Raw genomic sequence first — 15,344 nt, 5'->3', positions numbered from 1 at the left:
GCGCAGCGCGCAAAACAAAAGGGCATTTATCCCGTAAGGAGAAAGTATGGATTTCGTAAAACAGACAATTGAACTGGCCATGAATAATGTTGAGCAGGGAGGGCGGCCGTTCGCCACGCTGGTGGTTCGGGACGGCGAGGTGATTGCCCAAAGCGCCAATCAGGCAGCCCAGACCAGCGACCCGACGGCGCACGCTGAGATCCTCGCTATCCGCGAGGCGTGCCGCACGCTGGGAACGGAAAATCTCACCGACTGCGATATCTATATTCTCGCCAGCCCTTGCCCGATGTGCCTGGGCGCGCTTTACTACTGCAGCCCGCGGCAGGTCTTCTACATCACCACCCGGGAGGAGTACGTGACCTGGTATCGCGACGACCGCAAGTACTTCGAGCTGGAAAATTTTTACGACGAATTTGCTAAACCCGTTGAGCAGCGGCGCCTGCCGATGATCCGCAAGGCCGATCCCGACGCGCTGAAGGTCTATCAGCGCTGGCAGGCCCTCAACGGCTAAGCGTCACCCGAGCCTGGACGGCACCGCCGTTCGGGCCGATAACACAAGCGAGAGAATAATGGATATCCCACGCTGGCAGCAGCGCTTTGATGCCTGGTTTGCCAAACATTACGCGACCGACGACCCAAGTCACGATATTGCCCACTTTCGCCGGGTATGGACCACGGCGCAGCGGCTGGCCGAAGGCGAGGACGTTGACGCGCTGGTGCTGCTGACTGCCTGCTACTTCCACGACATTGTCAGCCTGGCTAAAAACGATCCCGCCCGCAGCCGCTCCTCGGTGCTGGCGGCTGAAAAAACCGCGCAGATCCTGCGCGACGATTTCCCGGACTTCCCCGAGGCGCGCTTGCCCGGCGTGCGCCACGCCATTGAGGCCCACAGCCACAGCGCGCAGATAGACCCGCTTACCCCGGAGGCCCGCATCCTGCAGGACGCCGACCGGCTGGAGTCGCTGGGCGCTATCGGCATGGCGCGAGTGTTCGCCGTGGCAGGGCGGCTCGGCTTCGCGCTGTTTGACCCCGAAGACCCCTTTGCCGACCGCCGCGCGCTGGACGATACCCGCTACGCGCTGGACCACTTTCAGCGCAAGCTGCTGGGCCTGCCGGACACCATGCAAACCGAGCGCGGGCGCGAGATGGCGCGGCACAGCGCGGCTTATCTGGTGGAGTTTATGGCAAAACTGTCGGCAGAGCTGAAGGGGGATTTTCAGCAGCTTGACCCGGAGATTGTGCGGCGCTTCATCCCCTGAGCCGGAGGCTGCGGGGCAGAAATATGCTACTCTCGGGAAAAATGGACTGTACCGGCAACGATTATGACCCAGCAACATCCTGAATCCCTTCTGATGAACGAGAGCGCCGGCGGCGGGAAGCCCGATGCCCTTGAGCTTGTGACGCAGCTGATGACTATCTACAGCATCAAAACGCTGGTGGCGACGCTGCTTGACGCCGGCGAGCAGCACTGGACCCCGGCTATCCTCAAGCGCGCGGTTGAAACCGGTAAAATCAGCCGCCGGCTGGGCGACCGCGAGCTGCAGCGCCTGCAGGGGCTGCTGCCCGTGCCGCCCGCGTCACATCCCCATTACGGGTTTCGCTTTGTGGATCTGTTTGCCGGTATCGGCGGCATCCGCAGCGGGTTTGAAGCCATCGGCGGGCAGTGCGTGTTCACCAGCGAATGGAACAAGCACGCGGTGCGTACCTATCGCGCCAACTGGTACTGCGATCCGCAGAGCCACCAGTTTAACGACGATATCCGCAGCATCACCTTGAGCCATCGCCCGGAGGTGAGCGACGACGAAGCGGCGGCGCACATCCGCTGCCGCGTGCCCCAGCACGACGTGCTGCTGGCGGGCTTCCCCTGTCAGCCGTTTTCGCTGGCCGGCGTCTCGAAAAAGAATGCCATGGGCCGCGCCCACGGTTTTGCCTGCGACACGCAGGGCACGCTGTTTTTCGACGTGGTGCGGGTGATTAACGCCTGCCGCCCGGCGATATTCGTGCTGGAGAACGTGAAAAATCTCAAGAGCCACGACGGAGGCAAAACCTTCCGCATTATTATGCAGACCCTGGACGAACTGGGCTACGACGTGGCCGATGCCGACGACGCGGGGCCGGACGATCCGAAAATCATCGACGGCAAACATTTTCTGCCACAGCACCGGGAGCGTATCGTGCTGGTGGGGTTTCGCCGGGATCTGAATCTGGCGGCGGGCTTCACCCTGCGGGATTTGCCGTCGCGCTATCCCGTGCGGCGGCCAACCTTTGCCTCGCTGCTGGAGCCGACGGTGGACGCGCGTTTTATTCTCACGCCGGTGCTGTGGAAGTATCTCTACCGCTACGCTAAAAAGCACCAGGCCCGGGGCAATGGTTTCGGCTACGGACTGGTGGATCCGCTTCGGGAAGAGAGCGTGACGCGCACGCTTTCCGCCCGCTATTACAAGGACGGCGCGGAGATCTTAATCGATCGCGGCTGGGATAAAGCGCTGGGGGAAAAAGACTTTGACGATGCGGATAACCAGCGCCGCCGGCCGCGCCGCCTGACGCCGCGGGAGTGTGCCCGGCTGATGGGTTTCGAAGCGCCGGGGAGCTATCAGTTCCGCATTCCGGTCTCCGATACTCAGGCCTACCGCCAGTTCGGCAACTCGGTGGTGGTCCCGGCCTTTGCGGCGGTGGCCGCGCTGCTTAAATCGCGCATTTTGCAGGCCGCGGCGCTGCGCCAGCAGGAGCAGGCCGATGGCGGACGTGCATAATCCCGCCACCCGCAGCAAAAACATGCGCGCCATCGGCACCCGCGATACCGCCATCGAAAAGCGCTTGGCCGGGCTGCTGAACGCGGCGGGCTTCTCTTTTACCGTGCAGGACGCCGGCCTGCCGGGGCGGCCCGATTTTGTGCTGGCGGAGTACCGCTGCATCATTTTTACCCACGGCTGCTTCTGGCACCACCACGACTGCTATCTGTTCAAAGTCCCCGCCACCCGCACCGATTTCTGGCTGGCTAAAATTGACGGCAACGTGCGCCGCGACCGGCGCGACATCGCACAGCTGGCCGGGCAGGGCTGGCGGGTGCTGGTGGTCTGGGAGTGCGCCCTGCGCGGCAGGCTGCGGCTTGACGACGCGGCCCTGGCCGCGCGGCTCGAAGAGTGGATCTGCGGCGGCAGCGGCAGCGCGCAGATTGACACCCGCGGTATTTCGGCGCTCGACCCCGGTGCTAAAACGCCGTTTTCATCTTGATTATTCTGAAACTATTCCGTTTGATTCCAGCCCGACGTGGGTAAGCGGCATTTTTTGCTTCATACTATTGGGTATCGACTCTGAGAGTACTTATTTACGAAGGAAAATATTTTGGCCGGAAGCAGTCTGTTAACGTTACTGGATGATATCGCCACCCTGCTGGACGATATCTCGATGATGGGGAAAGTGGCGGCGAAGAAAACCGTCGGCGTGCTGGGTGACGATCTGTCGCTTAACGCCCAGCAGGTCAGCGGCGTGCGCGCCAACCGCGAGCTGCCGGTGGTGTGGGGCGTGGCGAAGGGCTCGCTGCTCAATAAAGTGATTCTGGTGCCGCTGGCGCTGGTGATCAGCGCCTTTATTCCGTGGGCGATCACTCCGCTGCTGATGCTCGGCGGCTCATATCTGTGCTACGAAGGGGCAGAGAAAGTACTGCACAGCCTGCACGCCCGTAAAAATAAAGGCGATGCCGAAGCGCGCCAGAAGCGGCTGGAGGCCCTGTCGGGCCAGGATCCTAAAACCTTCGAGCGTGACAAAGTCAAAGGCGCGGTGCGCACCGACTTTATCCTCTCGGCCGAGATCGTGGCGATCACCCTCGGTATCGTGGCTGACGCGCCGCTGCTCAACCAGGTGCTGATCCTGTCGGGGATCGCGGTGCTGGTGACCATCGGGGTTTACGGCATCGTGGGCGTTATCGTAAAGCTTGACGACATGGGCTACTGGCTTGCGGATCGGCAAAGCGCGCTGGCGAAAGGCGTCGGTAAAGGGCTGCTGGTGCTGGCGCCGTGGCTGATGAAAATTCTGACCATCGTCGGTACCCTGGCCATGTTTCTGGTGGGCGGCGGCATCGTGGTTCACGGCATCGCGCCGCTGCACCATATTATTGAGCATTACGCTGCCGGCTTCGGCGGGCTGGTCGAAAGCGCGCTGCCCGCGCTGTGCAACCTGGTGCTTGGCCTGGCGCTGGGCATGGTGCTGCTCGGCGTGGTCAACCTGATTGCAAAGCTGCGTGGTAAAAAGTAAATAACGCACGCCTCGTTACGCAAAATAGCCGGACTTACGCTATGGTGAAAACGTTTCATCTGATACCGGAGGCGGTTATGGTCTTTTTGGTCAGTGATGAAGTAAAGGTAAAAAGCGGCGGTCCCGCGATGGTGGTGACCGGTTACGCCAGCGGAATGGTCGAGTGCCGCTGGTACGACGGCTTCAGCGTCAAGCGGGAGGCGTTTCGTGAAGATGAACTTGTTCCCGGCGACAGTCCGCAGGGGCAAGCGTATATACCCTAAATAATTCGAGTTGCTTGACAAAGCATCCTTGATGCTTTGAGCAGCGCTAGCGCTGACCCCGTAGGGGTGAGGCCGCAGGCCGAATAACGCGGCAAGTGAGTGAATCCCCGGGAGCATACATAAGTATGTGACCGGGGTGAACGACAAATCTGTCAGGAACAGATTTGAACGCCGCAAAGCGGCGGCCCTTCAGGGCGAGGCTCATGGATGAGCCGAGTGATAAAGCCAACGCCCAAGCAACTTGAAGTATGACGGGTATAACCTCAACGCCCGGCCAGTGCCGGGCGTTGCTGTATTCAATCCAGTCTGAGAATAACAATGGTGTTTCTGTGTTGCTAACTGCGCGTGCCAACAATCCCCTGGCGGTGAACGGGATTAAAAATCCGGGGCGCGTGGTCAACGTCTGTTTTTTTACGGTAATTCTGTTCGCCACGCTGCTGACCTGGCGCGAAATTGTGGTGCTGGAGGATTCGTGGGTCGCCAGCCAGCGTAATTCCATCGCCGATGTGGCCCACCAGCTTGATGGCGAACTGCAGATGGCTACCGGGCAGCTCTTTTTTTACCGCAGCGGGATGCAGTCCGCGCTGGAAAATCCTCTGGGATGGTCGGTACTGCAGCAAGCTCGCGAGGCTTATCAGAGCAAGCGCGCCGAGGACAGCTGGTCCGTCTACCTCAACAATCAGCGTACCCTGAAAGTGTTCGGCATTTCCGATGCCCGGGTTGCCGCCACGCCGCTGCTCTCCCGGGATACGCCAAAGCAGGACGATGAGCTGTACGCCGCACTTGAAGGAGGTTATCTCCTGCGCCTCGCCAGCGCCTACAACAGCGCGCCGTATCAATTTTACTATGTCTCCCGGGCGGGATATTACCTGACCAGCGACACTGATGCCTCCGCGGACGATACCGTTGCCGCGTTCAGCGCCCTGATTGCGAAACCCTGGTTCGTGAACCAGACCGGGCGCCGTAACCCCGCCCGGGGCATACGCTGGTCAATGGTTAACGGCGAGGCGAGCAATCAGGACGGGCGGCAGATTGTGGCCTCCCTGCCGCTGGACTTTGAGCGCTACTGGTACGGCGTGCTGTCGATGATCTTTACGCCGGCGCAGATGAGAGAGCTGCTCGAACGTGCCATTCAGGGCGAGAAGGCAAGCGACTTCCGCCTGTATGACAGCAGCCTGACGCCGATAGCTTTTATGAACGAAAGCCGTTCAGCCGATGGGTTTAGTCCGGTGGAGAAAGCGCAGCTATCCCGCGCCTTTGAGGAGGACACCCGCGGCGGCCTGCGCTTCGATACCCGCTACGTAAGCTGGCAGAAGCTGCGCTGCTTCGACGGCGTGGTACTGCGAGTGAACTATCTTTCCGAGGGCGTGCGCAGCGACTTTGGCGAAATGTCGATCGCGCTTGGGCTGCTGTGGCTGCTGTTCACCTCGCTGCTGCTACTCTCGTGGGCGGTGATCCGGCGGATGGTGCACAACATGAGCGCGCTGCAGGCGTCTCTCCAGTGGCAGGCGTGGTACGACGGACTCACCGCGCTGTACAACCGCAACTCGCTGTTTGATGCGGCGGCAAAAGTGGCCGCCGCCTGCGAGGCGAGGGGCGAGCCGCTGGCGGTGATCCAGCTCGATCTCGATCACTTTAAGCGGATTAATGATACCTACGGCCACCAGGCGGGGGATAAGGTGCTAAGCCAGACCGCCGCCATGATGGCGGAAAAAATACGCGAGGGGGATCTCATTGGCCGTGTAGGCGGTGAGGAATTTTGCATTATTCTGCCGGATACCTCCCTCGAGGAGGCCTGCGCGGTGGCGGAGCGCATTCGCGGACGCATCTACCGCCGTGAAATACTCCTTTCCTGCGGCCAGTCGGTGCGGATAAGCGCCTCGCTGGGTATCAGCGCCAGCGATGAAAACGACAGCTACGACATTGAGCACCTGCAGTCCGTTGCCGATAAGCGCCTGTATTTGGCCAAGCAGCAGGGCCGAAATCGGGTATGCTGCCGCGACGGAATAGGTGAGTCATGCTAATGTATTATGGATAAGCAGCATAAAGCACTGATGGTATTGCAATACCCTAGAGGATATATCCTAAAAAATTGCAATATAAATGATGAAAATAACTTGCGGGACGGAACCGTTCCCGATAAAGTCTCGCCACATCGTATTTTCCCGATGTAACGAATTTTCAAAGATTTTGCGCAAGCAAATTTCTGTGCCGATCGCCCCCGCGATCGGCCTTTTTTTTGCTTTGTGGGCGGGAAAGGCGGCGGACGCGGTGCGCCCACCGGACGGTCAGGGCATGATGGGGGACGGGGTTGGCGCGCGCGGGTCATCGACAACGCGGCCAAAACGCGGATCGCCGCTGTTCCATGCGGCCACCGCCGCCTGCAGCTCGGCTTTGCTGCGCCCGACAAAGTTCCACCACATCATCACCGGCTCGTTGAGCTTTTTACCCCCGAGCAGCAGCGCCCGGCCGCCTGCCGAAAGCGATACCGCCAGCGAGGTGAGCTCTTTGCCAAGATACAGCAGCTCGTTCGCAGCGACCGGCTCGCCGTCAGCGGCGGCGCTACCCTCCAGCACGAACAGCCCGTACTCGAAATCCTCGCGCAGGAGCAGATCTGCCGAAGCCGCTTGCTGGGCCGCAATGTCGATGCCGATAAGCGGCGAAAAGTGCAGGGTAGGGGCGCGGTGTGCGCCGTAGTCGCCTACCAGCAGCGTGAAGTTAACGCCGCCGTCCTGCCAGCGGGGCAGGTCGGGATAGTGATCGAAACGCGGCGCCATATCGCGCTCCGCTTCGGGCAGGGCAATCCACAGCTGCGCGGCGTGCAGCCGGTCGATCCCGGCGGGCGTGTCTTCGCTGTGGGCGATGCCGCGCCCGGCGGTCATCAGGTTGACCTGGCCGGGGCGAATGCGCTGGCGGTAGCCGAGGCTGTCCCGGTGCAGCACCTCACCGTCGAGCATCCAGGTAAAGGTCTGCAGCCCGATATGCGGGTGCGGCGCGACCTGCAGACCCTCCTGCCCGTATTCGAACAGCGCCGGGCCGGCGTGGTCCAGAAAGCACCACGCGCCGATAGTTCGCCGCTCGCGTACCGGTAGCGCGCGGGATACGGCAATGCCGCCGACATCTTTTACCCGGGTGCTGATGCGCTGGCGGGCGGCAGGATGAATAGACATAGTGGAATTATCCTTGAAAGATAAAGGTCAGCCATTTTTAGCCTGAACCGCGGCAAAATGCCAGCGGTGGCTTTTTCCCGTGACGTACGCCGCGCCGATAAAGTCGCGCAGTGTAAACTTGTAAATTCGAAAATTGGTTCTATAGTGCGAGAGTTCTTAATGAGTATTTACAGGATGGCACGATGAGATTTAACGGAATGACCAAGGGATTCTTTATCCTTATTCTGGCATTAGTAACGTGGGCATTTTTCGAGATACTGGCACCTTACTTTTCAGCCGTATTTTGGGGGGCGATTCTTACCGTTATTTTCTACCCGGTGAAGAATAAACTGCGCGGCATGCTGAAAGACCACAACGGCGCGGCATCGCTGTTGACGGTGCTGCTTATCTGCCTGATTGTTTTTATCCCTTTAATGTTGATCCTCTCGTCGCTGGCGATTGAACTGAATATGGTTTACGAGAAGCTGCAGCACAACCGCACCCAGCTTCCGGAAGTGTTTGCCAGCCTGCTCAATCATCTTCCTGCATGGGCTCAGTCGTTCCTGGCCGAGCACGATCTGAACAATACCGCGCAGATTCAGGAGAAGCTGTCGTCGGTGGCGCTTAAGGGCGGTCAGTACCTGGCAGGCAGCGCCTTCCTGATTGGTAAGGGCACCTTTGGCTTCGCGGTGAGCTTCGGCATCATGCTCTACCTACTGTACTTCCTGCTTAAAGACGGCCCGTGGCTGGTCAGGCAGATCATGGAGTCGCTGCCGCTGTCGAACTTTGTTAAGCACCATCTGTTCGTGAAGTTTGCGGCGGTGTCCAGAGCCACGGTAAAAGGCACCGTGGTGGTCGGCATCGTGCAGGGGATTCTGGGAGGGATCGCCTTCAAAATCGTTGGTATTGACGGCAGCATCCTGTGGGGCGCGCTGATTGCGTTTCTCTCCCTGGTGCCCGCGGTGGGATCGGCGATTGTCTGGGTGCCGGCAGTCATCTACTTATTCTCAACCGGGCACATCTGGCAGGGGGCGTTCATTATCGGCTTCTTCGTGATTGTTATCGGCCTGGTGGACAATATCCTGCGCCCGCTGCTGGTGGGGAAAGATACCAAAATGCCTGATTATCTGATCCTGATTTCAACCCTCGGCGGGATGGAAATCTACGGTATTAACGGCTTCGTGATCGGGCCGCTGATCGCCGCACTGTTTATCGCCTGCTGGAATTTACTCTCCGGTCGCGATCATCAGGGCAATATCGAGGAGATTGACGATACCTTTATTAAAGAAGGTGAAAATCCTCCGGAATAACCGACAGTTAACGTTTTTAAGCCCGCCTCGCGCGGGCTTTTTTTGTGGCTTAAGGCTGACTACCTGATGCATTTTACACGCGGGCTGCTTTGTACAATTGGCGTGAAAAAATGATTAAACCTGGCTCAATAACATTAGCAAAATAAAGGGTTAATCATTTGAAACAATGTTTTAAGAATTTGCAATATTGATGTTTTCTGTACTAGATTGAGGCTGGCTGCTGAAATAGTTCATCCATGCCTTATTTCAGTCGCTATTAAATCACCAGGAATGCAGGAAATTCTTCCTGCCCTCTGCGGATGTAAAAACCGCAGAAATAATATTGGCAATACTCCCTGTCGCACCTGCGAACTTAATTTCCATAACAACAGTAAGGAGAGGATATGTCCACCAGCCGCTATCAGCGTGTTCTTTTTTCAATTATTGGGGTAATGGCGTTACCCTGTACCGCAATGGCCAGCGATTATTATGTTGCCTGTCAGGCCACTACCGCCGGGGACGGCAGTGCGGCCTCTCCGTTTAACGCGCTCGATCAAATTAACAAGCAAACGTTGAAGCCCGGCGACAAGGTATTTTTCGCCAGCGGCAGCGTCTGTAAAGGTTCTTTCAAGCCGAAGGGCGGCGGCAGCGACAGCCAGCCGGTGATCATTGGCAAGAGCGGCAGCGGTAAAGCGCCGCTGATTGACGGGAACGGTACTCACGATGCGATCCTGATTGAAAATATGGTCAACGTCACGCTTCAGGATCTGGAGGTCATCAACGCCGCCAGCCCCGGCAGCGAGCGCAACGGCGTACAGCTTCGGCTGGCAGACTACGGCGTGGCTAAAAACGTTACGGTAAAAAATCTGACCATTCACAACGTGCGCGGTGGCGACAATAAAAAAATCACCGGCTCGGCAGGGATCCTTATTTCTGTTATGGGGACCAACTCTCCCTCTAATTTCGATAAGCTGACCATCGACAATAACACCATCTATGACGTGGATCGCTCCGGCATCTATTTTAAATCCCTGTGGAACAAGCGCGCGGAAGTGGGCAAGCAGGATACCAGCGGCGTCGGCCCGTGGACGCCGAGCACCGGCGTAGTTGTTCGCGGCAACAAACTCAGCTCTATCGCCGGGGACGGCATTAAAATCGATACCGTGCAGGGCGCGCTGATTGAGCGCAATACCCTGGCGGGCTTCCAGCTGCGTTCCAAAGAGAACAATGCCGGGATCTGGGCTTTCAACACCCAGGACGTGACGGTGCAGTACAACGACGTCTCCGGCGGCGGTAACTCCCACGACGGGATGTCCTTTGATGCCGACGGTGGGGCAATCAATACGCTGTTCCAGTATAACTACAGCCACAATAACGCCGGTGGCCTGCTGCTGCTCTGCCCCTACAGCGGCGCGGTCACTAACAACACCATCATGCGCTATAACGTCAGCTACAACGATAAGGCGCGGCTGTTCCAGGTCTGCCCGGGCGTCTCAAAGGGTAATAAAATCTACAACAACACCATTTATCACGAGGGTAAAGATACCGTCCTCTTCTTCCAGAACGACAACTCCCCGAATGTCGAAGTGGAGTGGGCCAACAATATCGTGGTGAATAGCGGACCGGAAATGAAGCTTTCAACCCGCGCGGGCCAGCAATTCAGCTTCTACAATAACGACTTCATCGGCGTCGGCACCCTGCCGAATAACCCGGAAGGCGGCAACAATAAAGACGGTCTGTCCCTCGATCCGCAGTTCGTGGGACCGGTCAGCGAAACCAATCCTGCTGCATTCGCGCTGCAGTCCGGCTCGCCGGCCCGCAACGCCGGGAAAGTGATTGCTGACAACGGCGGCAAAGATTACGCCGGCACTCCGGTCAGCGCCACGGAAGTGCCAACCCTGGGCGCTTTCGCTCAATAATCCCCGCAATTATCTCATCGAGGAAGACGGCGTGCTCTGGCATGCCGTCTTTTTGCGCTTAACAATTGAAATGATGATTTGTCACAAGTCGCCACAGACTCCGGTTCATTTATAAGGGTATACTATGCCGCTTTGGGCCTTAGCGGGCGGCGGCGCGGGCGATGAGCCGCGTTTTTGAACGGCCTGCGGGAAACTGACCTTAACGTAATTCCCGGCTCGGTGAAATGGACGATCGAAACAAACCTACTCTGATGCTGAATGTCACTGATATTGCCTGCGAGCGCGGCGATCGCCTGCTGTTTAGCGGGCTCTCCTTTACGCTGCAGCCGCGCGAAATTCTGCAAATTGCCGGCGATAACGGCGCCGGTAAAACCTCGCTGCTGCGCCTTCTGGCGGGGCTGGCGCAGCCCGGAGCAGGGCAGATCCTGTGGCAGGGCGAACCGGTATCCCGCCAGCGTGAAGCATGGCACGGGCAGCTGCTGTGGCTGGGGCACCGGGTTGGGATCAAAGGGATCATGACCGCAGATGAAAATCTGCGTTTTTACCATCCTGGCCGCACACTTAACCAACGCTGGCAGGCGCTGGAGCAGGTGGATCTGGTGGGATACGAAGAGACGCCGGTTGCTCAGCTCTCTGCCGGCCAGCAGCGCCGGGTGGCGCTGGCGCGGCTGTGGCTTACCCGCGCCAGGCTGTGGATCCTCGACGAGCCGTTTACCGCGCTCGACAAAACCGGTGTCGAAACCCTGACCCGGCACATTGAACAGCACGTCTTGCAGGGCGGAACGGTCATCATGACCACCCACCAGCCGCTGCGCCCGCTCGACGTACCGCTGCGCACGCTGCTGCTGAGCGAAAACGGAGCGCCGCCCCTATGCTGAAATCCCTGTTTTTACGCGATCTGCGTCTGGCCTTTCGCAACAGCGCCGAAATTCTCAACCCGCTGTGGTTTTTTCTGATCATTATTACCCTGTTCCCGCTGGGGATCGGCCCGGAGCCGCAGACCCTGACCCGCATAATGCCGGGCATTGTCTGGGTTGCGGCGCTGCTCGCCGCGCTGCTGGGCATGGACAGGCTGTTTCGCGACGACTATCTGGACGGCTCCCTGGAGCAGATGATGCTGATGCCGGTACCGCTCTCCGGGGTGGTGCTGTCAAAAGTGCTGGCCCACTGGACGGTCACCGGCCTGCCGCTGCTGCTAATTTCACCGCTGGTGTCGCTGCTGTTTGGCCTGTCGTGGCAGGGCGGCCAGACGCTGGCGCTGACTCTGCTGCTGGGCACGCCGACCTTAAGTTTCCTCGGGGCGATTGGCGTCGGGCTGACCGTCGGGCTGCGGCGCAGCGGCGTGTTATTGAGCCTGCTTGTGCTGCCGTTGACGATCCCGCTGTTAATTTTTGCCACCGCGGCGGTGGATGCGGCGCAGATGCTGCTGCCGGTGGACGGCTATCTGGCTATTCTTGGGGCGTTTCTGGCGGGCTGTGCCACGCTGAGCCCCTTTGCAACTGCGGCGGCGCTGCGCATCAGCGTGCAGTAACCACAATCACAATTTCAATCTGGCAATTTGAGCAATGACAGTAATGACTATGAAGGGATTACATCAACTGGCAAAACCAGAGCGCCTGTACGGGCTGTGCGGGCAGCTGATACCGTGGCTGGCCGTTCTCAGCGCGCTGCTGCTGGCGGCGGGCTGCGTTTGGGGCTTCGTGTTTGCGCCCGCGGATTATCAGCAGGGGCAAAGCTACCGGATCATGTATCTGCACGTCCCGGCGGCCATGTGGTCGATGGGAATTTACGCTTCCATGGCGATTGCCGCCTTTATCGGCCTAGTGTGGCAGATGAAGATGGCAGATCTCACCGCGGCGGCGATGGCGCCGGTGGGGGCGGTTTACACCTTTATCGCCCTCGTTAGCGGCTCCGCCTGGGGCAAGCCGATGTGGGGCACCTGGTGGATCTGGGACGCGCGGCTTACCTCCGAGCTGGTGTTGCTGTTCCTCTACATTGGCGCTATTGCGCTGTATAACGCCTTTGACGACAAGCGCCTTGCCGGGCGCGCCGCCGGGATCCTGGTGCTGGTGGGCGTGGTAAACCTGCCGATTATCCACTTCTCGGTGGAGTGGTGGAATACCCTGCATCAGGGCTCCACCAATATGCAGAAGACCATCGATCCGAGCATGCGCACTCCGCTGCGGTTGACCATTTTCGCCTTCCTGACTCTGTTTGCCACCCTGACCCTGATGCGCCTGCGCAACCTGATTTTGTTCCAGGAGCGCCGCCGCCCGTGGGCTGCAGCCCTCGCCGAGAAACAAGGAGCCTCTCGTGAATAGCGCGTTTGCCTCATGGCACGATTTTTGGCTGATGGGCGGCTACGCCTTTTACGTCTGGCTGGCGGTGGCCTTTACGCTGCTCCCGCTGCTGGCGCTGGTGCTGCACACCCGCTGGCAGCGTGCCGCGCTGCTGCGCGACATTCGCCGCCAGCAGGCCAGCGCCCGGCGCATGTCCGCCGCCCGCCGCCGCGCTGCCGCGCAGGAGGCCGGAAATGAATAGCCGCCGCAAAACCCGGCTCTGGCTGGCAATAGCCGTGCTGCTCGGCATCGGCCTGACCACGGTGCTGGTGCTGTACGCCCTGCGCTCGAATATCGATCTGTTTTACACCCCCGGCGAAGTTATCTACGGCAAGAATGAAGACGGCCGCAAGCCGGAGGTGGGCCAGCGTCTGCGCATCGGCGGAATGGTGATGCCGGGCAGCGTCAAGCGCGACAGCCGCTCCCTGAAAGTGACGTTTAAGCTGTACGACGCCCGCGGCGTGGTCAGCGTCAGCTATGAGGGGATCCTGCCGGACCTGTTCCGGGAAGGGCAGGGCGTTGTCGCCCAGGGCGAGCTTGACGCGCCGCTGCATATCCGCGCCAGGGAAGTGCTGGCCAAGCACGACGAAAATTACACCCCGCCGGAAGTGAAGCAGGCGATGGAAGAAAATCATCGTCCGAACTCAGGAGAACCGCGCTCATGATGCCGGAGATTGGCAATTTTTTACTCTGTCTGGCGCTCGGGATTGCCGCGCTGCTGAGCGTTTACCCGCTGTGGGGCGGGCTGCGCCAGGATACCCGAATGATGGCGCTGGCCCGGCCGCTGAGCTGGGCGCTGTTTCTTACCATCGTCGGGGCATTCCTTATTCTCGTTCACGCCTTTGTGGTCAACGACTTTACGGTGGTCTACGTCGCCAATAACTCCAACACTCAGCTCCCGGTCTGGTACCGGGTCGCGGCCACCTGGGGCGCCCACGAAGGCTCTCTGCTGCTGTGGGTGCTGCTGATGAGCGGCTGGACTTTTGCGGTGGCGCTGCTGAGCCGCAACGTGCCGCTGGAGGCGGTTGCGCGGGTGCTGGCGGTGATGGGGATGATCAATACCGGCTTTCTGCTGTTTATTCTTCTTACCTCTAATCCCTTCCTGCGCACGCTGCCGGCGTTTCCCATCGAAGGGGCGGATCTGAATCCGCTGCTGCAGGATATCGGGCTTATCTTCCATCCGCCGCTACTGTACATGGGCTACGTCGGCTTTTCGGTAGCCTTCGCTTTTGCTATCGCCTCGCTGATGGTGGGACGCCTCGACAGCGCCTGGGCGCGCTGGTCGCGCCCGTGGACTCAGGCGGCCTGGCTGTTCCTGACTATCGGCATCGTGCTCGGCTCCGGCTGGGCCTACTACGAGCTGGGCTGGGGCGGCTGGTGGTTCTGGGATCCGGTGGAAAATGCGTCGCTGATGCCGTGGCTGGTGGGCACTGCCCTGATGCACTCCCTGGCGGTGACCGAAAAGCGCGGCAGCTTTAAGGCCTGGACGGTGCTGCTGGCTATCTCCGCGTTCTCTCTTTGCCTGCTGGGCACTTTCCTCGTGCGTTCCGGCGTGCTGGTGTCGGTGCACTCTTTCGCCTCGGATCCGTCCCGCGGGATGTTCATCCTCGCGTTTCTGATTATTGTCATCGGCGGATCGCTGCTGCTGTACGCCGTGAAAGGGGGCAAAATCCGCGCCCGGGTGCGCTACGAGCTGTGGTCCCGGGAGACGCTGCTGCTGGGCAACAACGTGCTGCTGGTGGCGGCAATGCTGGTGGTACTGCTCGGCACGCTGCTGCCGCTGGTGCACAAAGAGCTGGGGCTGGGCAGTATTTCTGTCGGCGCGCCGTTCTTTAACTCGCTGTTCAGCGTATTGATGGTGCCGTTCGCGCTGCTGCTGGGCGTCGGGCCGCTGGTGCGCTGGCGGCGCGACAAGCCGCAGCGCCTGCGCGCTCGCCTGCTGCTGGCTCTTGTCGCCACCGTGGCGCTGGCGCTGCTGCTGCCGTGGCTGCTGCAGGACCGCATTGAAGCCATGACCGTGCTCGGGCTGCTGATGGCGGTCTGGGCCTTTATCCTGACGCTCACGGAAGTGGTCGAACGGGCCACCGACCGGCACGCGCTGTGGCAGGGGCTGCGCAAGCTCAGCCGCAGC

At 59.8% G+C, this 15,344-nt stretch carries 16 protein-coding genes; 15 read left to right on the top strand and 1 reads right to left on the bottom strand.

What is annotated here, in order from left to right:
- Window positions 1–46: 46 nt before the first annotated feature.
- From QZ766_RS05700 to dgcQ, 7 genes are all read left to right on the top strand, one after another.
- Entirely contained in the window at window positions 47–511 is a 465-nt protein-coding gene (locus QZ766_RS05700) for a nucleoside deaminase (RefSeq protein ID WP_297198529.1), read from the top strand.
- A gap of 58 nt (window positions 512–569) precedes the next feature.
- Window positions 570–1,259, top strand: coding sequence for a phosphohydrolase (locus QZ766_RS05695; RefSeq protein WP_297198526.1), 690 nt, complete (start codon window positions 570–572; stop codon window positions 1,257–1,259).
- A 93-nt stretch (window positions 1,260–1,352) separates the two neighbouring features.
- The gene (gene dcm, locus QZ766_RS05690; protein ID WP_297198583.1) at window positions 1,353–2,753 is read left to right on the top strand and encodes a DNA (cytosine-5-)-methyltransferase; all 1,401 of its coding nucleotides are present in this window, start codon (window positions 1,353–1,355) and stop codon (window positions 2,751–2,753) included.
- Window positions 2,737–3,234, top strand: coding sequence for a very short patch repair endonuclease (locus QZ766_RS05685; protein ID WP_297198523.1), 498 nt, complete (start codon window positions 2,737–2,739; stop codon window positions 3,232–3,234). Before dcm ends, QZ766_RS05685 begins: the two co-directional genes overlap by 17 nt.
- Before the next feature lie 111 nt (window positions 3,235–3,345).
- Window positions 3,346–4,254: a DUF808 domain-containing protein gene (locus QZ766_RS05680; RefSeq protein WP_297198520.1), complete on the top strand. Its 909-nt coding sequence runs from the start codon at window positions 3,346–3,348 to the stop codon at window positions 4,252–4,254.
- Between the two features lie 77 nt (window positions 4,255–4,331).
- Window positions 4,332–4,517, top strand: coding sequence for a DUF2158 domain-containing protein (locus tag QZ766_RS05675; protein WP_297198518.1), 186 nt, complete (start codon window positions 4,332–4,334; stop codon window positions 4,515–4,517).
- Between the two features lie 332 nt (window positions 4,518–4,849).
- Entirely contained in the window at window positions 4,850–6,541 is a 1,692-nt protein-coding gene (gene dgcQ, locus QZ766_RS05670; protein WP_297198559.1) for a cellulose biosynthesis regulator diguanylate cyclase DgcQ, read from the top strand.
- A 264-nt stretch (window positions 6,542–6,805) separates the two neighbouring features.
- Here dgcQ and QZ766_RS05665 read toward each other — a convergent pair whose 3' ends face one another.
- A complete protein-coding gene (locus QZ766_RS05665; RefSeq protein WP_297198515.1) occupies window positions 6,806–7,687 on the bottom strand; it encodes a pirin family protein in 882 nt (293 codons plus the stop codon).
- 182 nt (window positions 7,688–7,869) lie between these two features.
- On the opposite strand from QZ766_RS05665, the gene QZ766_RS05660 reads away from it, so the two are divergent.
- The 8 genes from QZ766_RS05660 to QZ766_RS05625 form a co-directional block, all read left to right on the top strand.
- The gene (locus QZ766_RS05660) at window positions 7,870–8,976 is read left to right on the top strand and encodes an AI-2E family transporter (protein WP_297198513.1); all 1,107 of its coding nucleotides are present in this window, start codon (window positions 7,870–7,872) and stop codon (window positions 8,974–8,976) included.
- A gap of 383 nt (window positions 8,977–9,359) precedes the next feature.
- Window positions 9,360–10,874 carry a right-handed parallel beta-helix repeat-containing protein gene (locus QZ766_RS05655; protein ID WP_297198510.1) on the top strand — a complete coding sequence of 505 codons (1,515 nt, stop codon included), beginning with the start codon at window positions 9,360–9,362 and terminating at the stop codon, window positions 10,872–10,874.
- Window positions 10,875–11,125: 251 nt separating this feature from the next.
- Window positions 11,126–11,752 (top strand): cytochrome c biogenesis heme-transporting ATPase CcmA, encoded by a 627-nt coding sequence (ccmA, locus tag QZ766_RS05650; RefSeq protein ID WP_297198556.1) that lies wholly within the window; start codon window positions 11,126–11,128, stop codon window positions 11,750–11,752.
- Window positions 11,746–12,405 carry a heme exporter protein CcmB gene (gene ccmB / locus QZ766_RS05645; protein WP_297198507.1) on the top strand — a complete coding sequence of 220 codons (660 nt, stop codon included), beginning with the start codon at window positions 11,746–11,748 and terminating at the stop codon, window positions 12,403–12,405. Before ccmA ends, ccmB begins: the two co-directional genes overlap by 7 nt.
- Window positions 12,406–12,448: 43 nt before the next feature.
- Window positions 12,449–13,195, top strand: a complete 747-nt coding sequence (locus QZ766_RS05640) for a heme ABC transporter permease (RefSeq protein WP_297198554.1) — start codon at window positions 12,449–12,451, stop codon at window positions 13,193–13,195.
- Window positions 13,188–13,415 carry a heme exporter protein CcmD gene (gene ccmD, locus QZ766_RS05635; protein ID WP_297198504.1) on the top strand — a complete coding sequence of 76 codons (228 nt, stop codon included), beginning with the start codon at window positions 13,188–13,190 and terminating at the stop codon, window positions 13,413–13,415. The genes QZ766_RS05640 and ccmD overlap by 8 nt, the downstream gene beginning before the upstream one ends.
- Complete coding sequence (ccmE, locus tag QZ766_RS05630; RefSeq protein WP_297198501.1) at window positions 13,408–13,878, top strand: cytochrome c maturation protein CcmE; 471 nt, start codon at window positions 13,408–13,410, stop codon at window positions 13,876–13,878. The genes ccmD and ccmE overlap by 8 nt, the downstream gene beginning before the upstream one ends.
- Window positions 13,875–15,344 (top strand): heme lyase CcmF/NrfE family subunit (locus tag QZ766_RS05625; protein WP_297198498.1); only part of this gene is annotated, 1,470 nt, incomplete at its 3' end. The genes ccmE and QZ766_RS05625, both read left to right, overlap by 4 nt.

This window comes from uncultured Pluralibacter sp., from assembly GCF_913775985.1.
Lineage (GTDB): Bacteria > Pseudomonadota > Gammaproteobacteria > Enterobacterales > Enterobacteriaceae > Pluralibacter.
The sequence above is the reverse complement of the archived record's forward strand: the minus strand, read 5'-3'. Positions and strand labels throughout refer to the sequence as shown.